This window comes from Rhizobium sp. FKY42 (genome assembly GCF_005222835.1).
In the GTDB taxonomy this organism is placed as follows: Bacteria; Pseudomonadota; Alphaproteobacteria; order Rhizobiales; family Rhizobiaceae; genus Neorhizobium.
On sequence record NZ_STGA01000028.1, the window covers coordinates 102,517 to 122,900 of the forward strand.

The following is a 20,384-nucleotide window of genomic DNA, read 5'->3' on the forward strand; positions in this document are numbered from 1 at the left end:
GAATTTCCCACAGCGTCGGTTCGTTATTGCCACTGTTGCCTCAGATAACGGGAATGGAGCGGCGAGCCTGATCGAGGCTTGGGCGTGCAACGCGACGGTAACGGGCCTCGACAAAGCCGTATACACCAAAGCACGCCAGACCAAGACCGATTGCAAAATAGAGGATGCCGCCAAAGGGCTGCTGACGAACCCATGTCAAGGCGTCAGCCATGCTTCCTGCCTGTTCCGGATCGACCATGACAGCTGCGTAGAGAAAGAAAGCCGCGATGATGAGGAAGACAATGCCCTTGGCAACGAGACCATAGACACAGCAACTGTCCAGAGTAGGATGCAAATTGGCGTCAAAGGCGAGATAGTGATGATAGCTGCGTCGAATGCCTTTGACGATGTGAGCCGCACCCGCGCCTAAAATGCACAGACCCACGATCCCCACCAGATAGCGACCATAAGGCTGCTGCATCAACCATGCAGTCCAGCTTGTAGATCCCCCACCGGCTTTGCCTGTGCTCATCATCATCGCATGGGTCACGGCAAACAGTGCCAGACCGCTATACGTAATGGCGCTGATCAACAGTCCGGCCCGGACCACGTAGCCCTTCAGGTCAGCCGGATGGTTGTCCGCATTGGCAAGTGACTGGGCCAGCCGCCAAACGATAAGACCAATGAGACAAAGACCGATAAATCCGAGCCAGATGCGACCAAATGGCTGAGAGAGCACCATTTGCAGTGCGGATTCGGAATCCGGGCTTCCGCCGCCGATACTTCCGAGCATGGCCATCACTCCTACGAGAACATAAACCAGTCCACGTGCGGCGTAGCCTGCTCTCGCCATCCATTCAAATTTTTCGGTGCCCATGGGTTCCGTTCTTTCAAAGGAAGAGGCCCGTCAACGCGTGACGGGCCTCTGTTGTTTCATGAAGAAGGCATAAGGCGATAACAAGCTCAATGCGGGCGTGGCGCCGACCCATCGCTTGGGGTGCGGAACTGGCGCGCCTCTTCAACAATGCGGTCTTTCGCAGCATCATGAACGTCAGCGACAATTGCGGCTGCGGTATGCGAAACCTCCGTTGCCACGGCTTCCGCCTTGCCCATTGCGTGAGACGCTTCTGCCGCCACCCTGCCCTTCACGTCGTCGGACATTTCGCCCATCAGAGCGTCCTCGCGTTCGGTCCGAGGAAGGGCAGCGCCGATGGCCGCGCCGACAGCAAAGGCAAGAGCGCCACCCACAAGCGGCTGATCACGAAACTGGCGAAAGATCGTTTCATTGAGAGCCTGTGCCGAATCCCGGACAGAGGCGCCCATGTCCATCGTCGCACGGCCTGCGGAGCGTCCCGCCTCCGAAACGTGGTGACCGACACGGGCAGCCGAATGCTTGAGATCCTGCCAGGATGTAGCGACCCAGCCAGAGGCATCGTCGAACAAGCGCCCGGTCTCGTCCCGGATATCGTGGATTTGACGACCTGTCTTGTCCGCAAAGCCGCGATAGGTTTTCCCGGCCTCATCCGTAAAATGCCCGGCACGATTTCCCGCAGCATCGGACATTGCCCTGAATTTTGCCCCAGCCTCATCCGTAAAATGGCTATAGCGACTTTCACCGATCTGCTCGACAGGGCCGGTGCGGCGTACTGTTCCCGTCACTGGTACCAGCGGATGCTCATCGGGCGTTGTGAATTCCGATTGCATCGACGGTTTTTGCCCAGACATAAGCCAAGCCAGGCTAACGCCTATCAGGGCCACCGGGATCGGGTTCGACTTCAGGGAGCCGGTAAGATTCGAGAGGAACTCCGCGCCGCCACTGCCCTTGGCGTAAGCGATCGCTTCATCGACGAGCTGGCCGGGAGACATGCGGTTCTGGATCTCGTCGAGCTTTGCGTTGATGCGCTGGCGATCCTGTTCGATTTCGCGCTCGATCTCTTCCGGGGTGCGTTCCGTAGAATAGGCCATTATGTTCTCTCCTTCAGCACCTGAACATCGCGTTGCAGGGAATGGGTCGTGCGGTCGAGGTTCATCGAGCTGCCTCTCAACACAGCGAGGCCACGGGAAATCATGCCCCAGCCAATGATTGCCACGACAAGACCCACCACAACGGCTGCGATGGCGTCAGCATTGCGTTCGGCAAATCCCATTGAAAGCAGAAGCGCCGAAAGCCCGCTCACCACCGCCGCCAGCAAGACGCCGATTGCCCCAATGGCAAACACCAGGCCTGCCGCCATCATCTCGACGCCGGTCATGGCCTTTGAAACTTTTTCGGAGGCCTCTGCTTTTGCAAGATTGATCTCTTTGCGGAACAGGCCGGACACATCGCCGACGAGGCCAGTCAGAAGTTCAGACAAGGGGCGATTTTCAACAGGATTAGACATTCGACGCTCCTGTGGTGCGAGAGATCGAGGAATCAGCAGCAGACGTGCCGGACGGTGGGGGCACAGGTGCACTGGTGGCGGGAGCCTGGCGCATCGCGGATTCCGCAACAGAGTGTCGAGCGTGAAGATCGCCAGTCGATGTCGTCTGAGGCGAGCCTGCCTGACGGCTGGCCGATGCTGTTACGAAGCGGCTTGCCGCAAGACCTGCCATTGCAGCAAGCCCGAGAAACGCAAGTGGCTGGCGTCGACCGAAGTCTTCGGCCATGCCTGCAATATCGCCCATGCTGCGGCCCTTGATATCGTCCGCAAACCGATGGACTTTTTCACCCATTTGGCGCGCCATTCTACCCACGTCGCGGTTCTCGCCCTGTTCAAGCTCGGCACCAACCTTTTCCATCACGTGTGCCAGTCCGGCCACGCGCTCGGCGGCGTATCCCTTCTGGCTATCGGCCAGTTCCTCAGCTTTCGTGGTCGCCTGCGCGATTTTGTCCCTGGCGATATCCCGCACCTCGGCAACGTCATCCTTGGCCTTCTGGCTCAATTCAACCATTGGCGGTTTGGAAGAGGTCGGCGTCTGCCCGGGTTCCGGCCTCATGCTGCCATAGGTCGCACTGGCGCGACCATCCCCTGTCAAGGTGGTGTCCCTGTCTGTCATCTCTCTCTCCTGTTGACGATCCTGGCTCTGCAGGACCCAACAGGAGTGAATGCGCTTTGTTCCAGAGAAGAGCGGAGCTTGTTAAGGCAGCTCAGCCAATAATTTTTTGCGTGATCGCAAGGCCTGCAGCGGCTGCGACACCGGAGAGCACCGTTCCCCAGGCCATGTCCACAAGGCTCATGGCAAGCGGCCAGTTTTTCAATGTAGAAAGATTGGTGATGTCATAGGTCCCGTAAGCGATGAGACCAAGAATAGCGCCGGACAAAAGCGCCTGCGTCCAGCTGCCGCCGGACAGATAGGGCTGCACGGCGAAATAGACGAGACCGGCCACGTAGATCAGATAGAAGGCACCGGCCGCAAGAAAATCGGGGCGCTCACGCATCATGTCGCCCAGCTGGCTTCGATAGAAACCTGTCGCAACCTTTCCGAGCCAAACGAAATCAAGACCAAAGAAGACTGCCGCTGTCGCAAGGTAGGCCACCACATAGACATACATCAGCTCTTCCTTTCATTACCAAAAAAATCAGCCGGTCAGGGGACCGGCTGACAGAACCTCAGATCTTGAGGATTGGCTGGATCATTCTCACGACCCAGCTGGAGAATTTCAGCGGGCGTTCCGTCACTGCAAGACAGATACAGTCCTCGCCTTCCGCCGCGGTCGGCGTGTGAAGAAGCGAGCCATCCGCCTCTTCCAGATCGCCGCGGGCAAACAGATCCTGACCGTCGTAAAAGCTGCCAGCCAGAACGAGTGTCAGTTCACGACCGTCATGCGTGTGCTCAGGCACCGGCTTTCCAGCCGGGATCCGAAGCAGGCGCACCTGCGTCTCCGGATCCCCGGTATCAATACGGATCTGATAGGCACCGCGTCCAAGCGCCCTCCACTTCAAAGTGGAGACATCGCCGCCCAGGTAGGAGCGCAGTGGCTCCGGGATAACGCCTTCCGATTGGGATGGCCTGGAAATAACCTGACCGGCGCTCCGAGAACCGGAAAGCTTCGCCTTCATTTTATCCCAATCGGTGTCCGTCACTTTTTCGCTTACGGAGATCTTGTCGAACAGGGCACCGGCAGCACCCTCCATAGCCTGAAGACGGCGGCGGGCCTGCGGACAAAGCGCCAGATGCGTGGCAACTGCCAGGCTCCAGCCTTCAGACAGGTTTCCAGATGCGTAATCGAGCAGAAGCTCGTCGCTGACTTGATGTTGAACGTTCATCGCACGGCCTCCAGGGTCGAACGCAATTTCTCAAAGGCCAACCGAATACGAGACTTCACTGTTCCAAGAGGAATACCCATGTCTTGCGCAATGGTCGAATGCGATGCCTCATCAAAGAAAGCACGCTTTATAACATCGAGCTGCTCTGGCGGCAGAGTCTCCATGGCCTTGCGAAGAAGCTCCGCGTCCTGGCGCTCTTCGAGCTCCAGATCCGCAGGCAGAACATCGTCCTTCACAAATGCTGGATCGTTTTCATCGAACATGGGGCGTTTGCGACGAAACGCGTCAATCCGCTGGTTCCTAGCTATAGTAAAGATCCAGGCGGAGACATTGCCTCGCGCCGGGTCAAACTGCACCGCCTTGTTCCAGACGGCCATCATGGTTTCCTGCATCAGCTCTTCCGCGAGCTGCGTGTCCCTGGTCTTCATCGCCATGAAGGAGCGCACACGCGGCCCGTAATGGCGGAACAGTGTTTCAAAGGCATCCACGTCGCGCTGCTGCCCGATGCGGGTCAGCAATTTAGACAAGTCTGCCGGGGAAAGTTCATGTTCCGGCGTCGTCAAATCAGTCCGTTTCATCCTTTGGCCAAGTTGAACCCGAGCACGCGGCCGCTTGGCCGCTTGCTGTTCGTTGTGGCACGTCCTTGCCGAGATGGAAACAGTTAAGCTCATGTCCGATGTTACGCCAGACCTCCAACCGCGGATCATCGGGAGGAAAAGAAATTTATAAGCAATCCGTTTCTTGATACCCGCCGTAGAGGACAAGCGTAGGTAAACAATGGAAAATCAAAATGGTTTCATACACGGCAGGAAATCGTCGCATTGCAGTAATCGGGTCTGGCATCAGCGGCCTTTCTGCAGCGTGGCTTGCCTCGCGATCCAACCGTGTTGTGCTTTACGAAGCTGATCATCGTCCGGGCGGACATTCCAATACGGCAATCGTTCCCACTGCCTATGGCGATATCCCGGTCGATACGGGATTCATCGTCTATAACGACAAGAATTATCCTAATCTGGTGGCTCTGTTCCAGCATCTGAACGTTCCAACCATTGATTCTGACATGAGCTTTGCGGCCTCCATCGACGATGGAAGGTTTGAATATTCCGGCACCGGTCTGAAGGGGCTTCTGGGTCAACGGCTGAACATCGCGCGCCCACGCTTCTGGCGGATGCTGGCGGATGTGTTGCGCTTTTATCGCGAGGCAGAAGGACTTCTGAAGCGTCCGGAGCTAGAGGGGCTGACACTCGGCGAATATCTCGACCGCGAAAACTACTCAAAGGCCTTCATTGAGGACCATCTCCTTCCGATGGGAGCCGCCATCTGGTCAATGACCACGATCGACATGCGCGCCTACCCGCTTCACGCCTTTGTACGCTTTTTCGTTCATCACGGTCTGATCCTCCTCAAGGGCCGTCCTCGCTGGCGCACCGTTCTCGGTGGTAGCCGCGAATATGTCAGCCGCCTCATTGCGGACTTTGCCGGCGAGATCCGCCTCTCGACGCCGGTAGCCCGCATCGAACGGATGGCAAACGGCGTGATCGTGACCGACAGGTCCGGTCACGCCGACCGCTTCGACGACGTCATCATCGCGACCCATGCAAACGATGCTTTGTCTATGCTGGGTGATGCAGACAACCTTGAGCGTGAAATTCTCGGATCCTTCCGATACACAGACAATGTTGCGGTCCTTCATAGCGATGAAAATCTGATGCCGAAGCGGAAATCGGTCTGGTCTAGCTGGAACTATATTGCCGGTCGGCAGGCAGCCGACGGGGCTCCGCTCTGTGTGACCTACTGGATGAACCTGCTACAGAATCTCGACCGCCGTCAGGATCTCTTCGTAACCCTGAACGCTTGTAGGGAAATCCGCGAGGACAAGATCGTGGCAACCTACAACTACACCCATCCGCTGTTCGACCTCAGCGCGATGGCGGCTCAGAAGCGAATTTGGGATCTCCAGAGTCGCCGGAACACATTCTTCTGTGGCGCCCATTTCGGCAGTGGTTTCCACGAGGATGGCCTACAGGCGGGGCTTGCCGCAGCAGAGGCCGCAACAGGCTCCCGCCGCCCCTGGCAGGTCGCCGATGAATCGGGCCGGATCTTTTCCACCCCCCTTCTGGCAGCGGCAGAATGATACTATCCTCCGCCATCTATGCGGGCACTGTGTTCCATGCCCGGCACCGGCCCAAAACGCATCGTCTGCGCTATCGCGTCTTCTCGCTATTGCTGGATCTAGATGAACTTCCCGTGCTTGATCGCTCGTTGAAGCTTTTCGGCCATAACCGACGCGCATTGTTCAGTTTCTACGATCAGGATCACGGAAACGGCGAGAGGAACGGGCTGAGAGCCTGGGCCGAAAATCATTTGCATGCAGCAGGGATCGACACCTTTCCGGCGCGCATTCGGGTTCTATGTTATCCGCGCATCTTCGGATATGTTTTCAATCCGTTGACGGTCTATTTCTGCGAAGACAAACAGGGCAATCTTCTGGCGCTGCTCTATGAGGTCTGCAATACCTTCCATGAGCGGCATACTTACGTGATACCGGCGGCTTCTCATCGGGGCGGCCCTGTTCGCCATTCCTGCGAGAAGGCCATGTACGTCTCTCCGTTTGTTCCGATGGACTGCGCCTACGACTTCGATATCCTCCCACCCGGAGCCAACATAACGGGCGACAAGGTGAAGGTGGCTATCAATGAACGCGATGCCGAAGGCGATCTGCTCTATGCAAGTTTTGCCGGCGCACGTTCTGAACTATCCGATGCGGGTCTTGCCCGCGTTTTCATGCGTTATCCGCTGATGACCATGAAGGTCATGGCGGGGATCCACTGGGAGGCGCTTCGTCTCTGGCTGAAGGGTGTGCCGATCTACAGGCACAAACCCGCAGCGGAGCGGGTTGCAAGCTCGGTGGAACAGACCATTGTTTGAGTGGAGGAGTGCATCATGACGCATGCCGGACATGGAGATCCCGTTCTCGTCACAGAGCGCAGACCCTTCTGGGAGAAGATGCTGTGCCGCATGCTGGCGCGAACACGCCATGGTCGCCTGACGGTGGTGTTTCCGACAGGGCGCGAATACCATTTTGGCAATAGTGCGCAGGGTCCTTCGGCAACCATACGCTTCCATCGCGCGAGTGTCTTGCGGCAGGTGATGACCGGCGGTAGCCTTGGGTTTGCCCGCGCTTACATGGATGGAGACTGGTCGACACCGGATCTAGGCAAGGTTCTCGATCTTGCCATGGCGAACGAGAAGGATTGGGAAAAACTCGTCAAGCCAATGGCGCTGTTTGGCCGTCTGGCACATCTGCGTCACCGCCTTCGCCGTAATTCCAAGTCTGGAAGCCGCCGCAACATCGCCTTCCACTATGATCTCGGCAATGATTTCTACCGGCTCTGGCTGGATCGCTCCATGACGTATTCGTCAGCGATCTACACACGTGCCGACATGCCGCTGGAAGAAGCACAGCGGGAAAAATACGGTCGCATTATCCGCGATCTCGGCATTGGTCCAGACGACCATGTCCTGGAAATCGGCTGCGGCTGGGGCGGTTTCATGGAACAGGCAATCCGTGAAACGGGATGCCGTGTGACTGGCCTTACCCTTTCCAAGGAACAGGCCGCCTATGCGCGCCAGCGGCTGGCAGATGCCGGACTTGCTGAACGCGGAGAGATCCGTCTCGAGGATTACCGCGATGTGCGCGGCCAGTTTACCAAGATCGTCTCGATCGAGATGTTCGAGGCTGTCGGCGAAGAACATTGGCCGATTTATTTCGAGCAGGTGCGTGATCTGCTGGTCTCCGGCGGGGAAGCCATGATCCAGGTTATTACCATTGATGAGCGCCGCTTCGAGCTCTATCGGCGGCACGCGGATTTCATCCAGACCTACATCTTCCCAGGCGGCATGCTGCCAACGGTGACCAATTTCGGGGAGATTGCCGAAAAGGCCAGGCTGAAGGTTCAGGACTGTTTCCGGTTTGGCCGGGATTACGAGCGCACACTTCTGGTCTGGGACCGGGCTTTCCAGGCCACCTGGGCTAAGATCGCGCCGTTGGGATTTGACGAGCGATTCTTCCGCATGTGGCACTATTACTTGCACTACTGCGCTGCCGGTTTTCGCACAGGCCGGATCGACGTCGCGCAGTTCCGCTTGGCTAAATCAGTTTGACGGCCTCTCCCGGGTTCAATGTCCCGGGAGACAACCTTACTATTTCCGCAGCATTTTACGGGTCAGCGCAAACCTTAGCCTATGCGGCAGCGCGTGCAGGAACTTGATGGCAAGCGCCATCTTCCATGGGAATATGATCTCGAACTTGTTTGTCTTCAGACCATCGACGATGCTCTCTGCGGCCTCATCGACACTGATGAGAAACGGCATTGGAAAGTCGTTCTTGGCTGTCAGAGGCGTATCAACGAATCCGGGATTGATGACACGCATACGGACGCCTTCCCGTTCCAGTTCCGGATAGAGCGCTTCGCACAGATTGTTCAAGGCTGCTTTTGTGGCTCCGTAAAACCCTCCGCCCGGCAAACCGACATAACCTGCAACGGAGGCTACGACGCAGATTTCACCGCTTCGGCGTGCAACCATGTCCGGTATTACGGCTTCCAGCGTATGCGCGGTTCCAATGACATTGAGGTTCAGCGTATCGGCGAAGGCAGCGCTGTCGAAACGGCGGACGCTGTCGCGTTTGTAGCTGCCGGCAGAAAAGATGGCCAGATCGATCGGCCCGAGGCTTGCCCGGATAGCGCTTGCGACAGAACTTGCGGCGGCGCGGTCCGTCACGTCCAGCGGAAAGGCAAAAATGCGATCTGGCATCTCAGCCTGCAACTCCATAAGCTTGTCGGCGCTGCGGGCGCTCACGGCAACGCGGTAGCCTTCACACGCCAGTTTGGTTGCCACTGCACGTCCTATACCCGAGCTGGCGCCCGTGATCCAGGCAAGCTTACCCGTCTGCACTGGCGGGGACGATTGGGTGATGTCTGTCATCGAAAGCCTCCATTTGCATTCTAATACGCAGAGCGACGAATTTGGTTCTCAGGCCGTCGTTGCACAGGCTTGTCGAGCGTGGCGCAACATGCAACATCCATCGCTTGATGCTTATCAAGGCGCTTGCCTTACAAGACCAAGAAGAGACCTATCATGCCGCAAAAGATCATCATCGATACAGATCCGGGCCAGGACGATGCGCTCGCCATTCTTCTGGCGCTGGGAAGTCCGGAAATCGAGGTGCTGGGCATCACGGCGGCAGCTGGTAATGTGCCGGTAGCGCTGACGTCGAAAAATATCCGGAAGGTTTGCGAACTGGCCGGACGCTCCGACGTGAAGGTGTTTGCAGGCTGCGATGGCCCCATGGAGGGCACGCTGTTCACGGCGGAATATGTGCACGGCGCCACCGGCATGGATGGTGCCGATCTGCCGGAACCGACCATGCCGCTTCAGGCGCAGCACGGCGTCGATTTTATCATCGAGACCGTCATGAACAGTGAGCCAGGCAGTGTCGTCATCTGCACACTCGGTCCGCTGACCAACCTCGGAACCGCGTTGAAGCGCGAGCCGAAGCTTGCTGAACGCATCCAGAAGATCGTTTTGATGGGCGGCGGCCTGTTTGAGGGCGGCAACGTGACGCCCGCCGCCGAATTCAACATTTTCGTCGATCCGGCTGCCGCCAAGATCGTGTTCGGCTGCGGTGCACCCATCGTCATGATGCCGTTGGATGTCACGCACCAGGTGCTGACGACGGCCAAGCGTGTGGCCGCCATCAAGGCGCTTGGCACGCCGCTTTCCGAGGCCGTTGTCGGCTGGCTGGAATTCTTCGAGCGTTTTGACGAACAGAAATACGGCACCGATGGCGGACCGCTGCACGATCCAAACGTCATCGCCTATCTCATCAAGCCAGAGCTTTATTCGGGCCGTCTCTGCAATGTGGAAATCGAAGCGGATAGCGCACTCACCAAGGGCATGACAGTTGCCGACTGGTGGGGCGTCACCAATCGCCCGAAGAATGCGACCTTCATGCGCGATGTGGATGCCGATGGCTTCTACGCGCTTCTGACAGAGCGTCTGGCACGTCTGCCAGCGTAATCATTGAGGCGGCTCATGTCGAAGCTTGAGCCGCCCCTGTTGCCGATCAGCCCTTCTTCAACGCCGCATAGGCAACCGCCATGCGGGCAGCGAGTGCGGCGTTGTTCTTCACAAGCGCGATGTTTGCCTTGAGGCTTTCGCCCTTTGAAAGCTCGTTGATGCGGGCGAGCAGGAAGGGCGTCAGTTCCTTACGACCAATGCCACGCTCATCGGCTTCACGCACCGCGTCTGCAATCGTGCCGTCGATGAAATCGGACGTCAGGGCGAATTCTTCCGGAATGGGGTTAGCGATCATCAAGCCTGTGCCCGTTCCCAGCTTGTGGTGCAGGTGCATGGCGCTGGCAATCTCATCCGCCGTATCAAGTCGGTGATCGGCCTTGAAGCCGCTGGTGCGGGTAAAGAAGGCCGGAAACTCATCCGTGCCATAGGCAATGACCGGCACGCGCTGGGTTTCCAGATATTCCAGTGTCTTGGCAATATCGAGAATAGATTTGACGCCGGCGCAGACGACAGCCGTTTTCGTCCGGCCCAGTTCCGTCAGGTCGGCGGAAATGTCGAAGCTCTGTTCAGCACCGCGATGCACGCCGCCCACGCCGCCGGTTGCGAAGATATCGATGCCTGCGAGATCGGCCAGCAGCATGGTGGCGGAAACCGTTGTGCCTGCCGATTGCTTGCGCACCATGGCAACCGCCAGGTCGCGACCGGAAGCCTTTACCACACCCTTGGCCTGCGCCAGTGCTTCGAGTTCTGGGTGTTCGAGACCAGCGCGAAGTTCACCATCGATCACAGCAATCGTTGCCGGAACCGCACCGTTCTCGCGCACGACATCCTCTACGGCGAGCGCCGTTTCCAGATTGGCCGGATAGGGCATGCCATGGGTGATGATGGTCGATTCCAGCGCAACGACCGGGCCACCAGCGGCCAGAGCTTGGGCCACTTCGCTGCTAAGTTTCGGTTTGTGAAGGGTCATGTCTCAAATCCTTTCAACCGGCTGCAGCCGGTGCATATTCGCTTCCAGGAAGCGGGGGGAGAGTTCGGGGTGGACGCTGGCGGCACTTTCCGTGGTCAAGGCACCAAGCAGTGTGCCGATGCGTACGGCTTCGAAAGCAGGTTTTCCAGTCAGCAAGGCCTGAAGCGCTCCGGCAATCATCGCATCACCCGCGCCCGTCATCTCTACAGGTTCTGCCTTGACGGCAGGGACAGCTCGAATCTGCCCGCCCTCGGCAACGACTGCACCGGATGCTCCACGTGTCACGATCGCGTGGGCAACGCCGGCATTCACAATGGCAAGGGCAGCAGCTTCGGCGTCCCGGAAAGGACCAAGCGAACGGCGAGCCATCAGCGCATTGGCTTCATCAAGGTTCATGAAGAGATAGTCGATGCCGCTGAGATCGTCCGGCAGGCGCATCACCTTATGGGTCGAAACGGCATCGAAAGCCAGACGGAAGCGGGCATCCTTGCGGCGCTCGATCAATAGTCTCAGGGTTTCGGCTGGCAGGTTGCAATCACAGAACACCAAACTCGCAGACGCCAGATGCGGCCAGACCCGTTCCAGATGGGATGCTTCGAAAAGATCGAAGATACCCATGTCGGCCAAACCGATAGATAGATCGCCATTCTGATCAAGAATTGCGGCATATTCGGCAGTCGGGCGTTCCCTGCTTGTTAGAACCTGAGATACGTCGACACCGATCTGCCGCAGATGCGCCAGCAATGCGTTGCCTGTTTCATCGTCGCCGAGAATGGATATGAAGCTGGTCGCAGCACCGAGCAGGCCAAGATTTTCGGCGACATTGCGTGCGACGCCGCCGTAACTTCGCATTCCATCGACCGGGTTCGAGGTTTCGGGAACCAGCGGTTGGCGGGCACGATATTTACGGTCAAACACTGCGCCACCCAGACACACAATGCGTGAAGCCTCCGGCAACACATAGCCACGACCGAGAATATAGCCCTTCTGAACCAACTGGACGATATGGGCGGCAACCGTGGAACGCGCCAGTCCCAGCGCATCAGCAATCTCCTGCTGACCGATAAAAGGGTTGTCCTGAATGAGCTTCAAGACAGCAGCTTCCTGCGGGGGGAGATCCGGGCGCATCTGAGGCTCCTAATGATACGACATCTTTTTATAAACACATGTTGTTTTTGTAAACATGTGTTCTTAGCGGTCTTTAAGACAACAGGCAGCTTCGGCGCACTCGCAGAAAATTACAAATTATCACTTTTCGTGTCTAAAGCGGCGGAACGGGTTGTCGACATTGTGAGTTCTTGAGCCGGACTGAAACAACAAGAGGAGAGAAACCCATGCGTAAGATCGTTCTGGCTGCTACCGCAGCTCTGACCCTCGCCACGATTGGTACAGCTTCTGCTCAGGATGGCACCGTAAGCGGTGCAGCCGGTGGTGCCGTGACCGGCGCAATCGTTGGCGGCCCGATTGGCGCTGCCGTTGGTGGCATTGCGGGCGCCGCTCTTGGCACAGCCATTGATCCGCCGCCACGTGAAGTCGTTACCTATGTTCGCGAGCAACCGGTCGCAGCACCTGTTGTTGTCGAGCGGAAGGTGGTTGTCGGTGAACCTCTGCCGGAAACAGTTGTGCTAACGCCGGTTCCGCAGCACCGCGAATACTCCTACGCCATCGTCAATGATCAGCGCGTCATTGTGGATCCGCGCACGCACACGGTCGTCCAGATCATCGATTGATGCGAACGGTTGAAGCGGGCTTTGTGCCCGCTTCCCTTCACACGAAGACTTCGTGTTCGACCAGATCTTCCTGACCGAAGAACTTCAGGTAGCGCTCGACTTCGGACGGATCGCCCGTCGCCTTCAACGGATTGTCTGAGAGCTTGACGGCAGGACGGCCGTTTGCCTCACTGACCTTGCAGACGATGGAAATGGGTTTCAGCCCTGCGATATCCTCTGGCGCGCAACCGGCAAAATCATTGGTCAGGTTTGTACCCCAACCGAAGGACATGCGTACCCGCCCCTGAAAATGCTGGTACGTATCGATGATGGCATCAACATCCAGGCCGTCAGAGAAGATCAAAAGCTTCTGACGCGGGTCACGTCCCATCTTCTTCCACCAGTTGATTATTTTTTCCCCGCCTTCAATCGGCGGCGCGCTATCGGGTCTGAAACCTGTCCAGTCCGCCACCCATTCCGGCGCATTGCGCAGAAAGGCCGCCGTGCCGAAGGCATCGGGGAGAACAATTAGCAGATTGCCGCCATAGAGCCGGTTCCAGTCTTTCAGAACCTGATAGGGCGCGGCCCGCAGCTCCGCATCGGTATTGGCAAGTGCCGCCATCACCATGGGCAATTCGTGCGCATTGGTGCCCACTGCTTCCAGATCGGAATCCATGGCCAGAAGTACGTTGCTGGTGCCGGTAAAGGCAGGCCCCACGCCTTCCTTCAACGCTTCCACGCACCAGCGCTGCCAGAGAAAACTGTGGCGGCGACGGGTACCGAAATCGGAAATGCGCAGGCCCGGCAGTGTACGCAGGCGCTCTACCTTTTCCCACATGCGCGCCTTGGCGCGGGCATAGAGAACATCCAGCGTGAAGAGGCCCAGCGACCGGATCGCTGCCCGTGAACGCAGTTCGTTGATGATCGCAAGCGCCGGGATCTCCCACATGGTGGTATCCACCCAGCGGCCATGGAAGGTCAGTTCATACTGACCGTCGCGCTTGGAAAGCTCGTATTGCGGCAATTGATAACTGGCGAGGAAGGCGAGAAAATCCGGCTCGAAAATCTGTGACTTGCCATAGAAGCTGTTACCGGCCAGCCAGATCGCTTCCTTTTTTGAAAGCCGAAGCGTTCGCGCATGGTCTAGTTGTGCCCGCAGTTCACCCTCATCGATCTCGTCGGCCAGCCGCACGCGCTTGGTACGATTGATCAAGGAGAAGGTCACGTCGACCTGCGGATAAAGCTTCCAGATCATCTGCAACATCAGAAGCTTGTAGAAATCCGTATCGATCAAGCTTCGAACGATTGGATCGAGTTTCCAGGTGTGATTGTAGACGCGCTTTGCAATATCGGTCTTGGTTGCCATGATTGCCTTTGCCCAACGGCCGGGACCGGCACGTTTGCACTTCCTCTGATCGAGGCATCGACTGACAACCTCGCCGGTTGTTATCGAAAAAAGCCGATGGGATGTCCAGCCATCATATCAATCGATTCGAATAAGCAGACTGAGTTGATCCTCGGCATCACCGCCTTACAAGCTGAGGGCTTGGCCCGTCGGAAAAGGTTACAGAAGGCACGGCAAGCGCCACGTGAGACGTCAAATTTTTCTACTTATTAGATGTATTTTATAAATTTCTGTGGCGACTATTCCGCCATATGCCTCTTTAGTGAGCGCCATTCGGCGCCGAGCCGTTGCCTGATGTGAATAAGGAATCGTCAAATGAATAAATTTTTTGCAGCAACCTTGATGGTGCTTGCTTCATTCGGATCGGCTCATGCCGACAGACTGGATGATATCAAAAAGGCAGGCGTTCTGAAGGTTGCAGCCTTCGATGCAAACCCTCCATTCGGTTATGTCGACGCGGCAAGCAAACAGATCGTGGGTCTTGATGTCGATTATGCCAAGATTCTCGCCGAAAAGCTGGGTGTAAAACTGGAAATCAAGCCGACCAATCCTGCCAACCGCATACCGCTTCTTGTCTCAGGCAGTGTTGATCTGGTGCTCGCCAATTTCACCATTACGGAGGAGCGCGCCAAGCAGGTGGATTTCAGCATCCCCTACTTTGCATCTGGCCAGCAGTTCCTGGCAAAGAAGGGCACGCTTTCCTCGCCGGATCAGTTGAACACGCTGCGCATCGGCGCCGACAAGGGCACTGTCAACGAGATTGTTCTGCGCCGGGATTTTCCCAAGGCGACTATCGTCTCCTATGACGATACGCCCTTTGCCTTCACGGCGCTTAGAAACGGCAATGTTCAGGCAATCACTCAGGACGGCCCAAAGCTGATTGGTCTTCTGGCAAATGTGCCAGACAAGGAAAATTATGAAATTCCAGCCTTTTCCATCTCGAATGATTACATCGGCGTTGGCATTCCCAAGGGCGAAGCACGCTTGAAGGATCTGGTCGACAAGACGCTTCTCGAACTGGAAGACAACGGAACCGCCGCCAAGATTTACGACGCATGGTTCGGACCAAAGACCACGCAACCGCTCGCTCGCATTTTCAAGATCGGCGACAAGATCTGATCCAGACATCGTGGAGGGGTGCCGCGTGCATAACGCGGCCCCTCAATCCATCAACATTCCAAGCATGAAATTACACGGATGACACTCAGCTCACTTAGCGCCGTCTTCGGCGAGCCGATGGCATGGCGCTATTTTGCATGGCTGTTAGAAGGTTTTGCTGTAACAGTTGTATTGTCAGCCGCAACCTGCGCAAGCGCCAGCCTGCTGGGCGCTGTGTTGTGCAGCCTGAAAGCCTCGAAACATCGCGTCCTTGCCCTGCCTGTTCGCACCATGATCAGCGCCCTGCGCAACACACCGCTGCTGGTGCAACTCTTTTTTTGGTATTTCGGTATTTCTGCCTTCCTGCCATCAGCAGTTATGCAATGGCTCAATACGCCGCATACACTCGATCTGCACATCGTCTCGCTCAGCTTTCCAGGTTTTGAAGCGATCGCAGCCTTCTTCGCTCTGACCCTCTATGCCGGAAGTTATATTGCGGAGGAATTACAGGCAGGCATCAATCAGGTCGATAAGAGGCAAGAAGAAACAGCGCGGGCGCTTGGTTTCAACAGGTTTCAGTGCTTCCGGCTCATCATCCTGCCGCAGGCCATTATCTTTGCCTGGATGCCGATCACTGGGCAATACCTTAACACCATAAAGAATACATCGCTGGCCATGGCTATCGGCGTTGCCGAACTCTCCTACGCATCCCGTCAGGTCGAGACAGAAACCTTTCTGACATTCCAAGCCTTTGGCGTCGCGACGGTCCTCTACATCGTCGCCGTATGCCTTACGGAAGCTGCTGCCTCCCGCCTTCATTCAAAGCGCATGATGCGTACCTCACTTCCCGCAACGGCTGGGAGCGGAACATGAATGCCGCCATTATTCTCAACAATCTGGATTACGTGCTGATCGGGGCATGGCCGAATGGACCTGTCGGCGGGCTTACCCTCACCGTCATTCTGTCGGTTCTTTCCGCAATTTCTTCTGCCGTCATCGGCATCATGCTCGGCATTGCACTGAGCCTCAGCCGTGGGTGGCCGCGCAAGGGTTTGAGGATCGTCCTCGGCTTTTTCCGTGCAATTCCCGTGCTCATGCTGATCTTCTGGACCTACTTCCTGCTGCCGATCCTCGCTGGCTTCCGTCCCCCAGAAATCGCAACGGTCGTGGCGGCACTGTCCCTGATCGGCGGCGCCTATCTTGCGGGAACCGTGTCCGCCGGCATTGATGGCATGGCCCAAGGTCAGTGGCAGGCGGGTTATGCGCTGGGGTTGCGTAGGCAGCAGATATTGAGGCTCATCATCCTTCCGCAAGCGCTACGGGCTATGGTGCCCTCATTCGTCAATCAGTGGGCGACCCTCATCAAGGATACTTCGCTTGCCTACATTGTCGGTGTGCCGGAATTGTCCTTCTTGGCCGCACAGGTGAACAACCGCGCAATGGTCTATCCGACAGAAATCTTCCTGTTCGTCGGCGCACTCTACTGGGGCCTTTGTGTCGGAACGGATCGACTCGCAAGGCTTCTTGCTCGTACCGGGCAGGGGGAGCCGGTATCGTAAACTGCATAAGCCTGAGTGAGGAAACAGTTTCGGTCCGCACCATGCGGAAAAAAAGATCCAAGGCGCGTTTACGACGGGAAAGGGCCGGGATACGAGGCACCGTATCCCGGCCCTTCGCCTTAAGCTCAAAGCGCGTTCACTGCTAGAATCGATCATTGATCCCTTTTACCGGGCGCTTTGCGCCCGGTCGCAGTTCACCCCTCAAAAAATTCCTTCATCCGGGCAAAGAAGCCGGTCGATTCCGGATTGTTGTCCTTGGAAGAAATCTCCTCGAACTCCTGCAGCAGCTCGCGCTGGCGCTTGGTCAGCTTCTGTGGCGTTTCGATCTGGATCTGGATGTAGAGATCGCCCGTCTGCGAGGAGCGCAAAACCGGCATTCCCTTGCCCTTCAGACGGAACTGCTTGCCCGGCTGCGTTCCTTCCGGCACCGTCACACGAGACTTCGTACCGTCCAGGGTTGCCACGTCGAAGGTGCCGCCAAGGGCAGCCGTCGTCATGGAAATCGGCACTGTGCAGTAGAGATCCGCGCCGTCGCGCTGGAAGAACTGGTGCGGCTTGACCGAAAGGAAAATGTAGAGATCGCCTGACGGTCCACCGCGTGCACCGGCCTCGCCCTCGCCCTGCAGGCGAATGCGTGTGCCGTCTTCAATGCCCGATGGGATATTGACCGAGAGCGAACGCTCTTCCGTCACGCGGCCCTGGCCGTGGCACTTGGTGCACGGATCAGGAATGATCTGCCCACGCCCATGGCACGTCGGACAGGTGCGTTCGACGGAGAAAAATCCCTGACTCGCCCGCACACGACCGGAACCTTGGCAGGTGCCACAGGTTTTGGGTTGCGTACCAGGCTTTGCACCCGAGCCGGAGCAGACATCGCAGGTCACAGCGGTCGGCACACGGATCTGCGCGGTCTTGCCCGTGAAGGATTCCTCGAGCGTAATTTCCATGTTGTAGCGCAGATCGGCGCCGCGCTCGCGACCACCGGAAGACCGACGCGCACGACCGCCACCCATCATCTCGCCAAAGATGTCTTCGAAGATGTCGGAGAACCCGCCAGCGCCGAAACCACCCTGACCACCGCCGAAGCCGCCACCACCCATGCCGCCCTGCTCAAAGGCTGCGTGACCGAAACGGTCATAGGCGGCGCGCTTCTGGGGATCCTTCAAGGTCTCGTAGGCCTCGTTGATCTCCTTGAATTTCTTCTCGGCTTCCTGGTCATCCGGGTTTTTGTCCGGATGATACTTCATCGCCATCTTGCGGAAGGCGCTTTTCAGCTCCTTCTCGTCTGCTGTTTTGCCGACACCCAGCAATTCGTAATAGTCAGCTTTTGCCATGAAGATCGCGGCTCCCGAAAGGATTCCGGCTGCACGAGGGCAGCCGGATACTCAACGCAGTTACACCAGGTGGAAGAAGCCTCGCCTCAAGCGGACTTCTTGTCGTCCTTGATTTCCTCGTAGTCAGCGTCGACTACGCCATCTTCGGACTTACCGCCATTTCCGGCTTCAGCCTGCTGCGATTCATAGATGGCCTGACCGAGTTTCATGGACACTTCCATCAGCGTCTGGGTCTTGGCCTGGATGTCGTCTGCGTCCGGCTCGGAGGCCTCGATTGCCGTCTTCACGCTGGCAATCGCGTCCTCAATCGCCTTGCGGTCGGCTTCAGACACCTTGTCACCATATTCCTTCAGCGACTTTTCGGTCGAGTGAACAAGGCTTTCGGCCTGGTTCTTGGCTTCCACGCCTGCACGGCGCTTCTTGTCTTCCTCGGCATGTGCCTCGGCGTCCTTCACCATCTTTTCGATGTCGGCGTCGGACAGACCGCCAGAAGCCTGGATCCGGATCTGCTGTTCCTTGCCCGTGCCCTTGTCCTTTGCGGACACCTGTACGATGCCGTTGGCGTCGATGTCGAAGGTCACTTCGATCTGCGGCACGCCACGCGGTGCCGGTGGCAGACCGACGAGGTCGAACTGGCCGAGCAGCTTGTTGTCTGCAGCCATTTCGCGCTCGCCCTGGCTGACGCGGATCGTCACGGCCTGCTGGTTATCTTCAGCGGTCGAGAAGACCTGGCTCTTCTTGGTCGGGATCGTCGTGTTGCGATCGATCAGGCGGGTGAAGACGCCACCGAGCGTTTCGATGCCGAGCGACAGCGGGGTTACGTCGAGCAGCAGAACGTCCTTCACGTCGCCCTGCAGAACGCCGGCCTGGATCGCAGCGCCCATGGCAACCACTTCATCCGGGTTCACGCCCTTGTGCGGCTCCTTGCCGAACAGCTGTTTGACGACTTCCTGCACCTTCGGCATGCGGCTCATACCACCGACGAGAACGACTTCGTCGATCTCGGAAGCAGAAACACCGGCATCCTTGAGCGCTGCCTTGCATGGTGCCACAGTGCGCTGAACCAGATCATCGACCAGGCTTTCGAACTTGGCACGGGTCAGCTTCATCGTCAGGTGCTTCGGACCAGAGGCGTCAGCGGTGATGAACGGCAGGTTGATTTCCGTCTGCTGCGACGAGGACAGTTCGATCTTCGCCTTTTCCGCAGCTTCCTTGAGACGCTGCAGGGCCAGTTTGTCGCCCTTCAGGTCAATGCCGCTGTCCTTCTTGAATTCGCCTGCGAGATACTCGACCAGACGCATATCGAAGTCTTCACCGCCGAGGAAGGTGTCGCCGTTGGTCGACTTCACTTCGAAGACGCCGTCACCGATTTCGAGAACGGAGATATCGAAGGTACCGCCACCCAAGTCGTAAACCGCAATCGTCTTGCCGTCCTTCTTGTCGAGGCCGTAAGCCAGTGCGGCAGCCGTCGGCTCGTTGATGATGCGCAGAACTTCAAGACCGGCAATGCGGCCAGCATCCTTGGTAGCCTGACGCTGGGCGTCGTTGAAGTAGGCCGGAACGGTGATGACGGCCTTCTCAACCTTTTCGCCGAGATAGGCTTCAGCCGTTTCCTTCATCTTCTGAAGGATCATCGCGGAAATCTGCGAAGGGGAATAGCCCTTGCCATTGGCCTTGACCCAAGCATCGCCGTTGTCACCGCGGGAGATTTCGTAAGGAACGAGGCCCTTGTCCTTCTCAACCGTCGGATCGTCATAACGGCGACCGATCAGACGCTTGACGGCAAACAGCGTGTTCGTGGGATTTGTTACAGCCTGACGCTTGGCCGGCTGTCCGACCAGACGCTCGCCATCATCGCTGAATGCAACCATGGACGGCGTGGTGCGTGCGCCTTCGGCGTTCTCGATCACCTTCGCGTCCTTGCCGTCCATGACGGAAACGCAGGAGTTGGTCGTACCAAGGTCGATGCCAATTACTTTTGCCATTTCTTCTCTCTCCTTTA

21 protein-coding genes are annotated in these 20,384 nt (G+C 57.4%); 8 read left to right on the forward strand and 13 right to left on the reverse strand.

All coding sequences use genetic code 11. From position 1 onward, the window contains the following. Positions 1–40 precede the first annotated feature (40 nt). From E8M78_RS09975 to E8M78_RS10005, 7 genes are all read right to left on the reverse strand, one after another. Entirely contained in the window at positions 41–856 is an 816-nt protein-coding gene (locus E8M78_RS09975; protein WP_137134917.1) for a DUF1206 domain-containing protein, read from the reverse strand. Positions 857–942: 86 nt separating this feature from the next. Next, positions 943–1,944, reverse strand: a complete 1,002-nt coding sequence (locus tag E8M78_RS09980) for a DUF3618 domain-containing protein (protein WP_137134918.1) — start codon at positions 1,942–1,944, stop codon at positions 943–945. Next, positions 1,944–2,360 carry a phage holin family protein gene (locus tag E8M78_RS09985; protein WP_137134919.1) on the reverse strand — a complete coding sequence of 139 codons (417 nt, stop codon included), beginning with the start codon at positions 2,358–2,360 and terminating at the stop codon, positions 1,944–1,946. Before E8M78_RS09985 ends, E8M78_RS09980 begins: the two co-directional genes overlap by 1 nt. Continuing rightward, positions 2,353–3,015, reverse strand: a complete 663-nt coding sequence (locus E8M78_RS09990) for a nutrient deprivation-induced protein (protein ID WP_137134920.1) — start codon at positions 3,013–3,015, stop codon at positions 2,353–2,355. The genes E8M78_RS09985 and E8M78_RS09990 overlap by 8 nt, the downstream gene beginning before the upstream one ends. Before the next feature lie 91 nt (positions 3,016–3,106). After that, positions 3,107–3,511: a DUF2177 family protein gene (locus E8M78_RS09995; protein ID WP_137134921.1), complete on the reverse strand. Its 405-nt coding sequence runs from the start codon at positions 3,509–3,511 to the stop codon at positions 3,107–3,109. A gap of 58 nt (positions 3,512–3,569) precedes the next feature. Beyond that, positions 3,570–4,226, reverse strand: a complete 657-nt coding sequence (locus E8M78_RS10000; RefSeq protein WP_137134922.1) for a ChrR family anti-sigma-E factor — start codon at positions 4,224–4,226, stop codon at positions 3,570–3,572. Further along, positions 4,223–4,804: a sigma-70 family RNA polymerase sigma factor gene (locus E8M78_RS10005; protein ID WP_246658287.1), complete on the reverse strand. Its 582-nt coding sequence runs from the start codon at positions 4,802–4,804 to the stop codon at positions 4,223–4,225. Before E8M78_RS10005 ends, E8M78_RS10000 begins: the two co-directional genes overlap by 4 nt. Positions 4,805–5,016: 212 nt before the next feature. On the opposite strand from E8M78_RS10005, the gene E8M78_RS10010 reads away from it, so the two are divergent. From E8M78_RS10010 to E8M78_RS10020, 3 genes are read left to right on the forward strand one after another with little or no spacing between them, the layout of a single operon-like run. After that, the gene (locus E8M78_RS10010; protein ID WP_137134923.1) at positions 5,017–6,360 is read left to right on the forward strand and encodes an FAD-dependent oxidoreductase; all 1,344 of its coding nucleotides are present in this window, start codon (positions 5,017–5,019) and stop codon (positions 6,358–6,360) included. Beyond that, a complete protein-coding gene (locus E8M78_RS10015) occupies positions 6,357–7,154 on the forward strand; it encodes a DUF1365 domain-containing protein (protein ID WP_137134924.1) in 798 nt (265 codons plus the stop codon). The genes E8M78_RS10010 and E8M78_RS10015 overlap by 4 nt, the downstream gene beginning before the upstream one ends. 15 nt (positions 7,155–7,169) lie before the next feature. Further along, complete coding sequence (locus tag E8M78_RS10020; protein WP_137134925.1) at positions 7,170–8,390, forward strand: cyclopropane-fatty-acyl-phospholipid synthase family protein; 1,221 nt, start codon at positions 7,170–7,172, stop codon at positions 8,388–8,390. Between the two features lie 39 nt (positions 8,391–8,429). On the opposite strand, the gene E8M78_RS10025 is transcribed toward E8M78_RS10020, so the two are convergent. Beyond that, positions 8,430–9,212: an SDR family NAD(P)-dependent oxidoreductase gene (locus E8M78_RS10025; protein ID WP_137134926.1), complete on the reverse strand. Its 783-nt coding sequence runs from the start codon at positions 9,210–9,212 to the stop codon at positions 8,430–8,432. A 153-nt stretch (positions 9,213–9,365) separates the two neighbouring features. Here E8M78_RS10025 and E8M78_RS10030 point away from each other — a divergent pair, with 153 nt between their 5' ends. Then, complete coding sequence (locus E8M78_RS10030) at positions 9,366–10,307, forward strand: nucleoside hydrolase (RefSeq protein WP_137134927.1); 942 nt, start codon at positions 9,366–9,368, stop codon at positions 10,305–10,307. Positions 10,308–10,353: 46 nt separating this feature from the next. On the opposite strand, the gene E8M78_RS10035 is transcribed toward E8M78_RS10030, so the two are convergent. Beyond that, a complete protein-coding gene (locus E8M78_RS10035) occupies positions 10,354–11,277 on the reverse strand; it encodes a pseudouridine-5'-phosphate glycosidase (RefSeq protein ID WP_137134928.1) in 924 nt (307 codons plus the stop codon). Between the two features lie 3 nt (positions 11,278–11,280). Beyond that, positions 11,281–12,405: a carbohydrate kinase gene (locus E8M78_RS10040; RefSeq protein ID WP_137134929.1), complete on the reverse strand. Its 1,125-nt coding sequence runs from the start codon at positions 12,403–12,405 to the stop codon at positions 11,281–11,283. A 206-nt stretch (positions 12,406–12,611) separates the two neighbouring features. On the opposite strand from E8M78_RS10040, the gene E8M78_RS10045 reads away from it, so the two are divergent. Further along, a complete protein-coding gene (locus E8M78_RS10045; RefSeq protein WP_137134930.1) occupies positions 12,612–13,007 on the forward strand; it encodes a DUF1236 domain-containing protein in 396 nt (131 codons plus the stop codon). Between the two features lie 37 nt (positions 13,008–13,044). Here E8M78_RS10045 and pncB read toward each other — a convergent pair whose 3' ends face one another. Further along, positions 13,045–14,352, reverse strand: coding sequence for a nicotinate phosphoribosyltransferase (pncB, locus tag E8M78_RS10050; RefSeq protein WP_137134931.1), 1,308 nt, complete (start codon positions 14,350–14,352; stop codon positions 13,045–13,047). A gap of 354 nt (positions 14,353–14,706) precedes the next feature. On the opposite strand from pncB, the gene E8M78_RS10055 reads away from it, so the two are divergent. The 3 genes from E8M78_RS10055 (at position 14,707) to E8M78_RS10065 (ending at position 17,048) form a co-directional block, all read left to right on the forward strand. Beyond that, positions 14,707–15,510, forward strand: a complete 804-nt coding sequence (locus E8M78_RS10055; RefSeq protein ID WP_137134932.1) for an ABC transporter substrate-binding protein — start codon at positions 14,707–14,709, stop codon at positions 15,508–15,510. A 78-nt stretch (positions 15,511–15,588) separates the two neighbouring features. Next, complete coding sequence (locus E8M78_RS10060) at positions 15,589–16,362, forward strand: amino acid ABC transporter permease (protein ID WP_137134933.1); 774 nt, start codon at positions 15,589–15,591, stop codon at positions 16,360–16,362. Further along, on the forward strand, positions 16,359–17,048 hold the full coding sequence (locus tag E8M78_RS10065) for an amino acid ABC transporter permease (protein WP_137134934.1): 690 nt from the start codon (positions 16,359–16,361) through the stop codon (positions 17,046–17,048). The genes E8M78_RS10060 and E8M78_RS10065 overlap by 4 nt, the downstream gene beginning before the upstream one ends. Positions 17,049–17,242: 194 nt before the next feature. On the opposite strand, the gene dnaJ is transcribed toward E8M78_RS10065, so the two are convergent. Together dnaJ and dnaK are read right to left on the reverse strand one after the other, a co-directional pair. After that, positions 17,243–18,382: a molecular chaperone DnaJ gene (gene dnaJ / locus E8M78_RS10070; RefSeq protein WP_137134935.1), complete on the reverse strand. Its 1,140-nt coding sequence runs from the start codon at positions 18,380–18,382 to the stop codon at positions 17,243–17,245. An 86-nt stretch (positions 18,383–18,468) separates the two neighbouring features. Then, entirely contained in the window at positions 18,469–20,367 is a 1,899-nt protein-coding gene (gene dnaK, locus E8M78_RS10075) for a molecular chaperone DnaK (protein ID WP_137134936.1), read from the reverse strand. Positions 20,368–20,384: the final 17 nt, after the last annotated feature.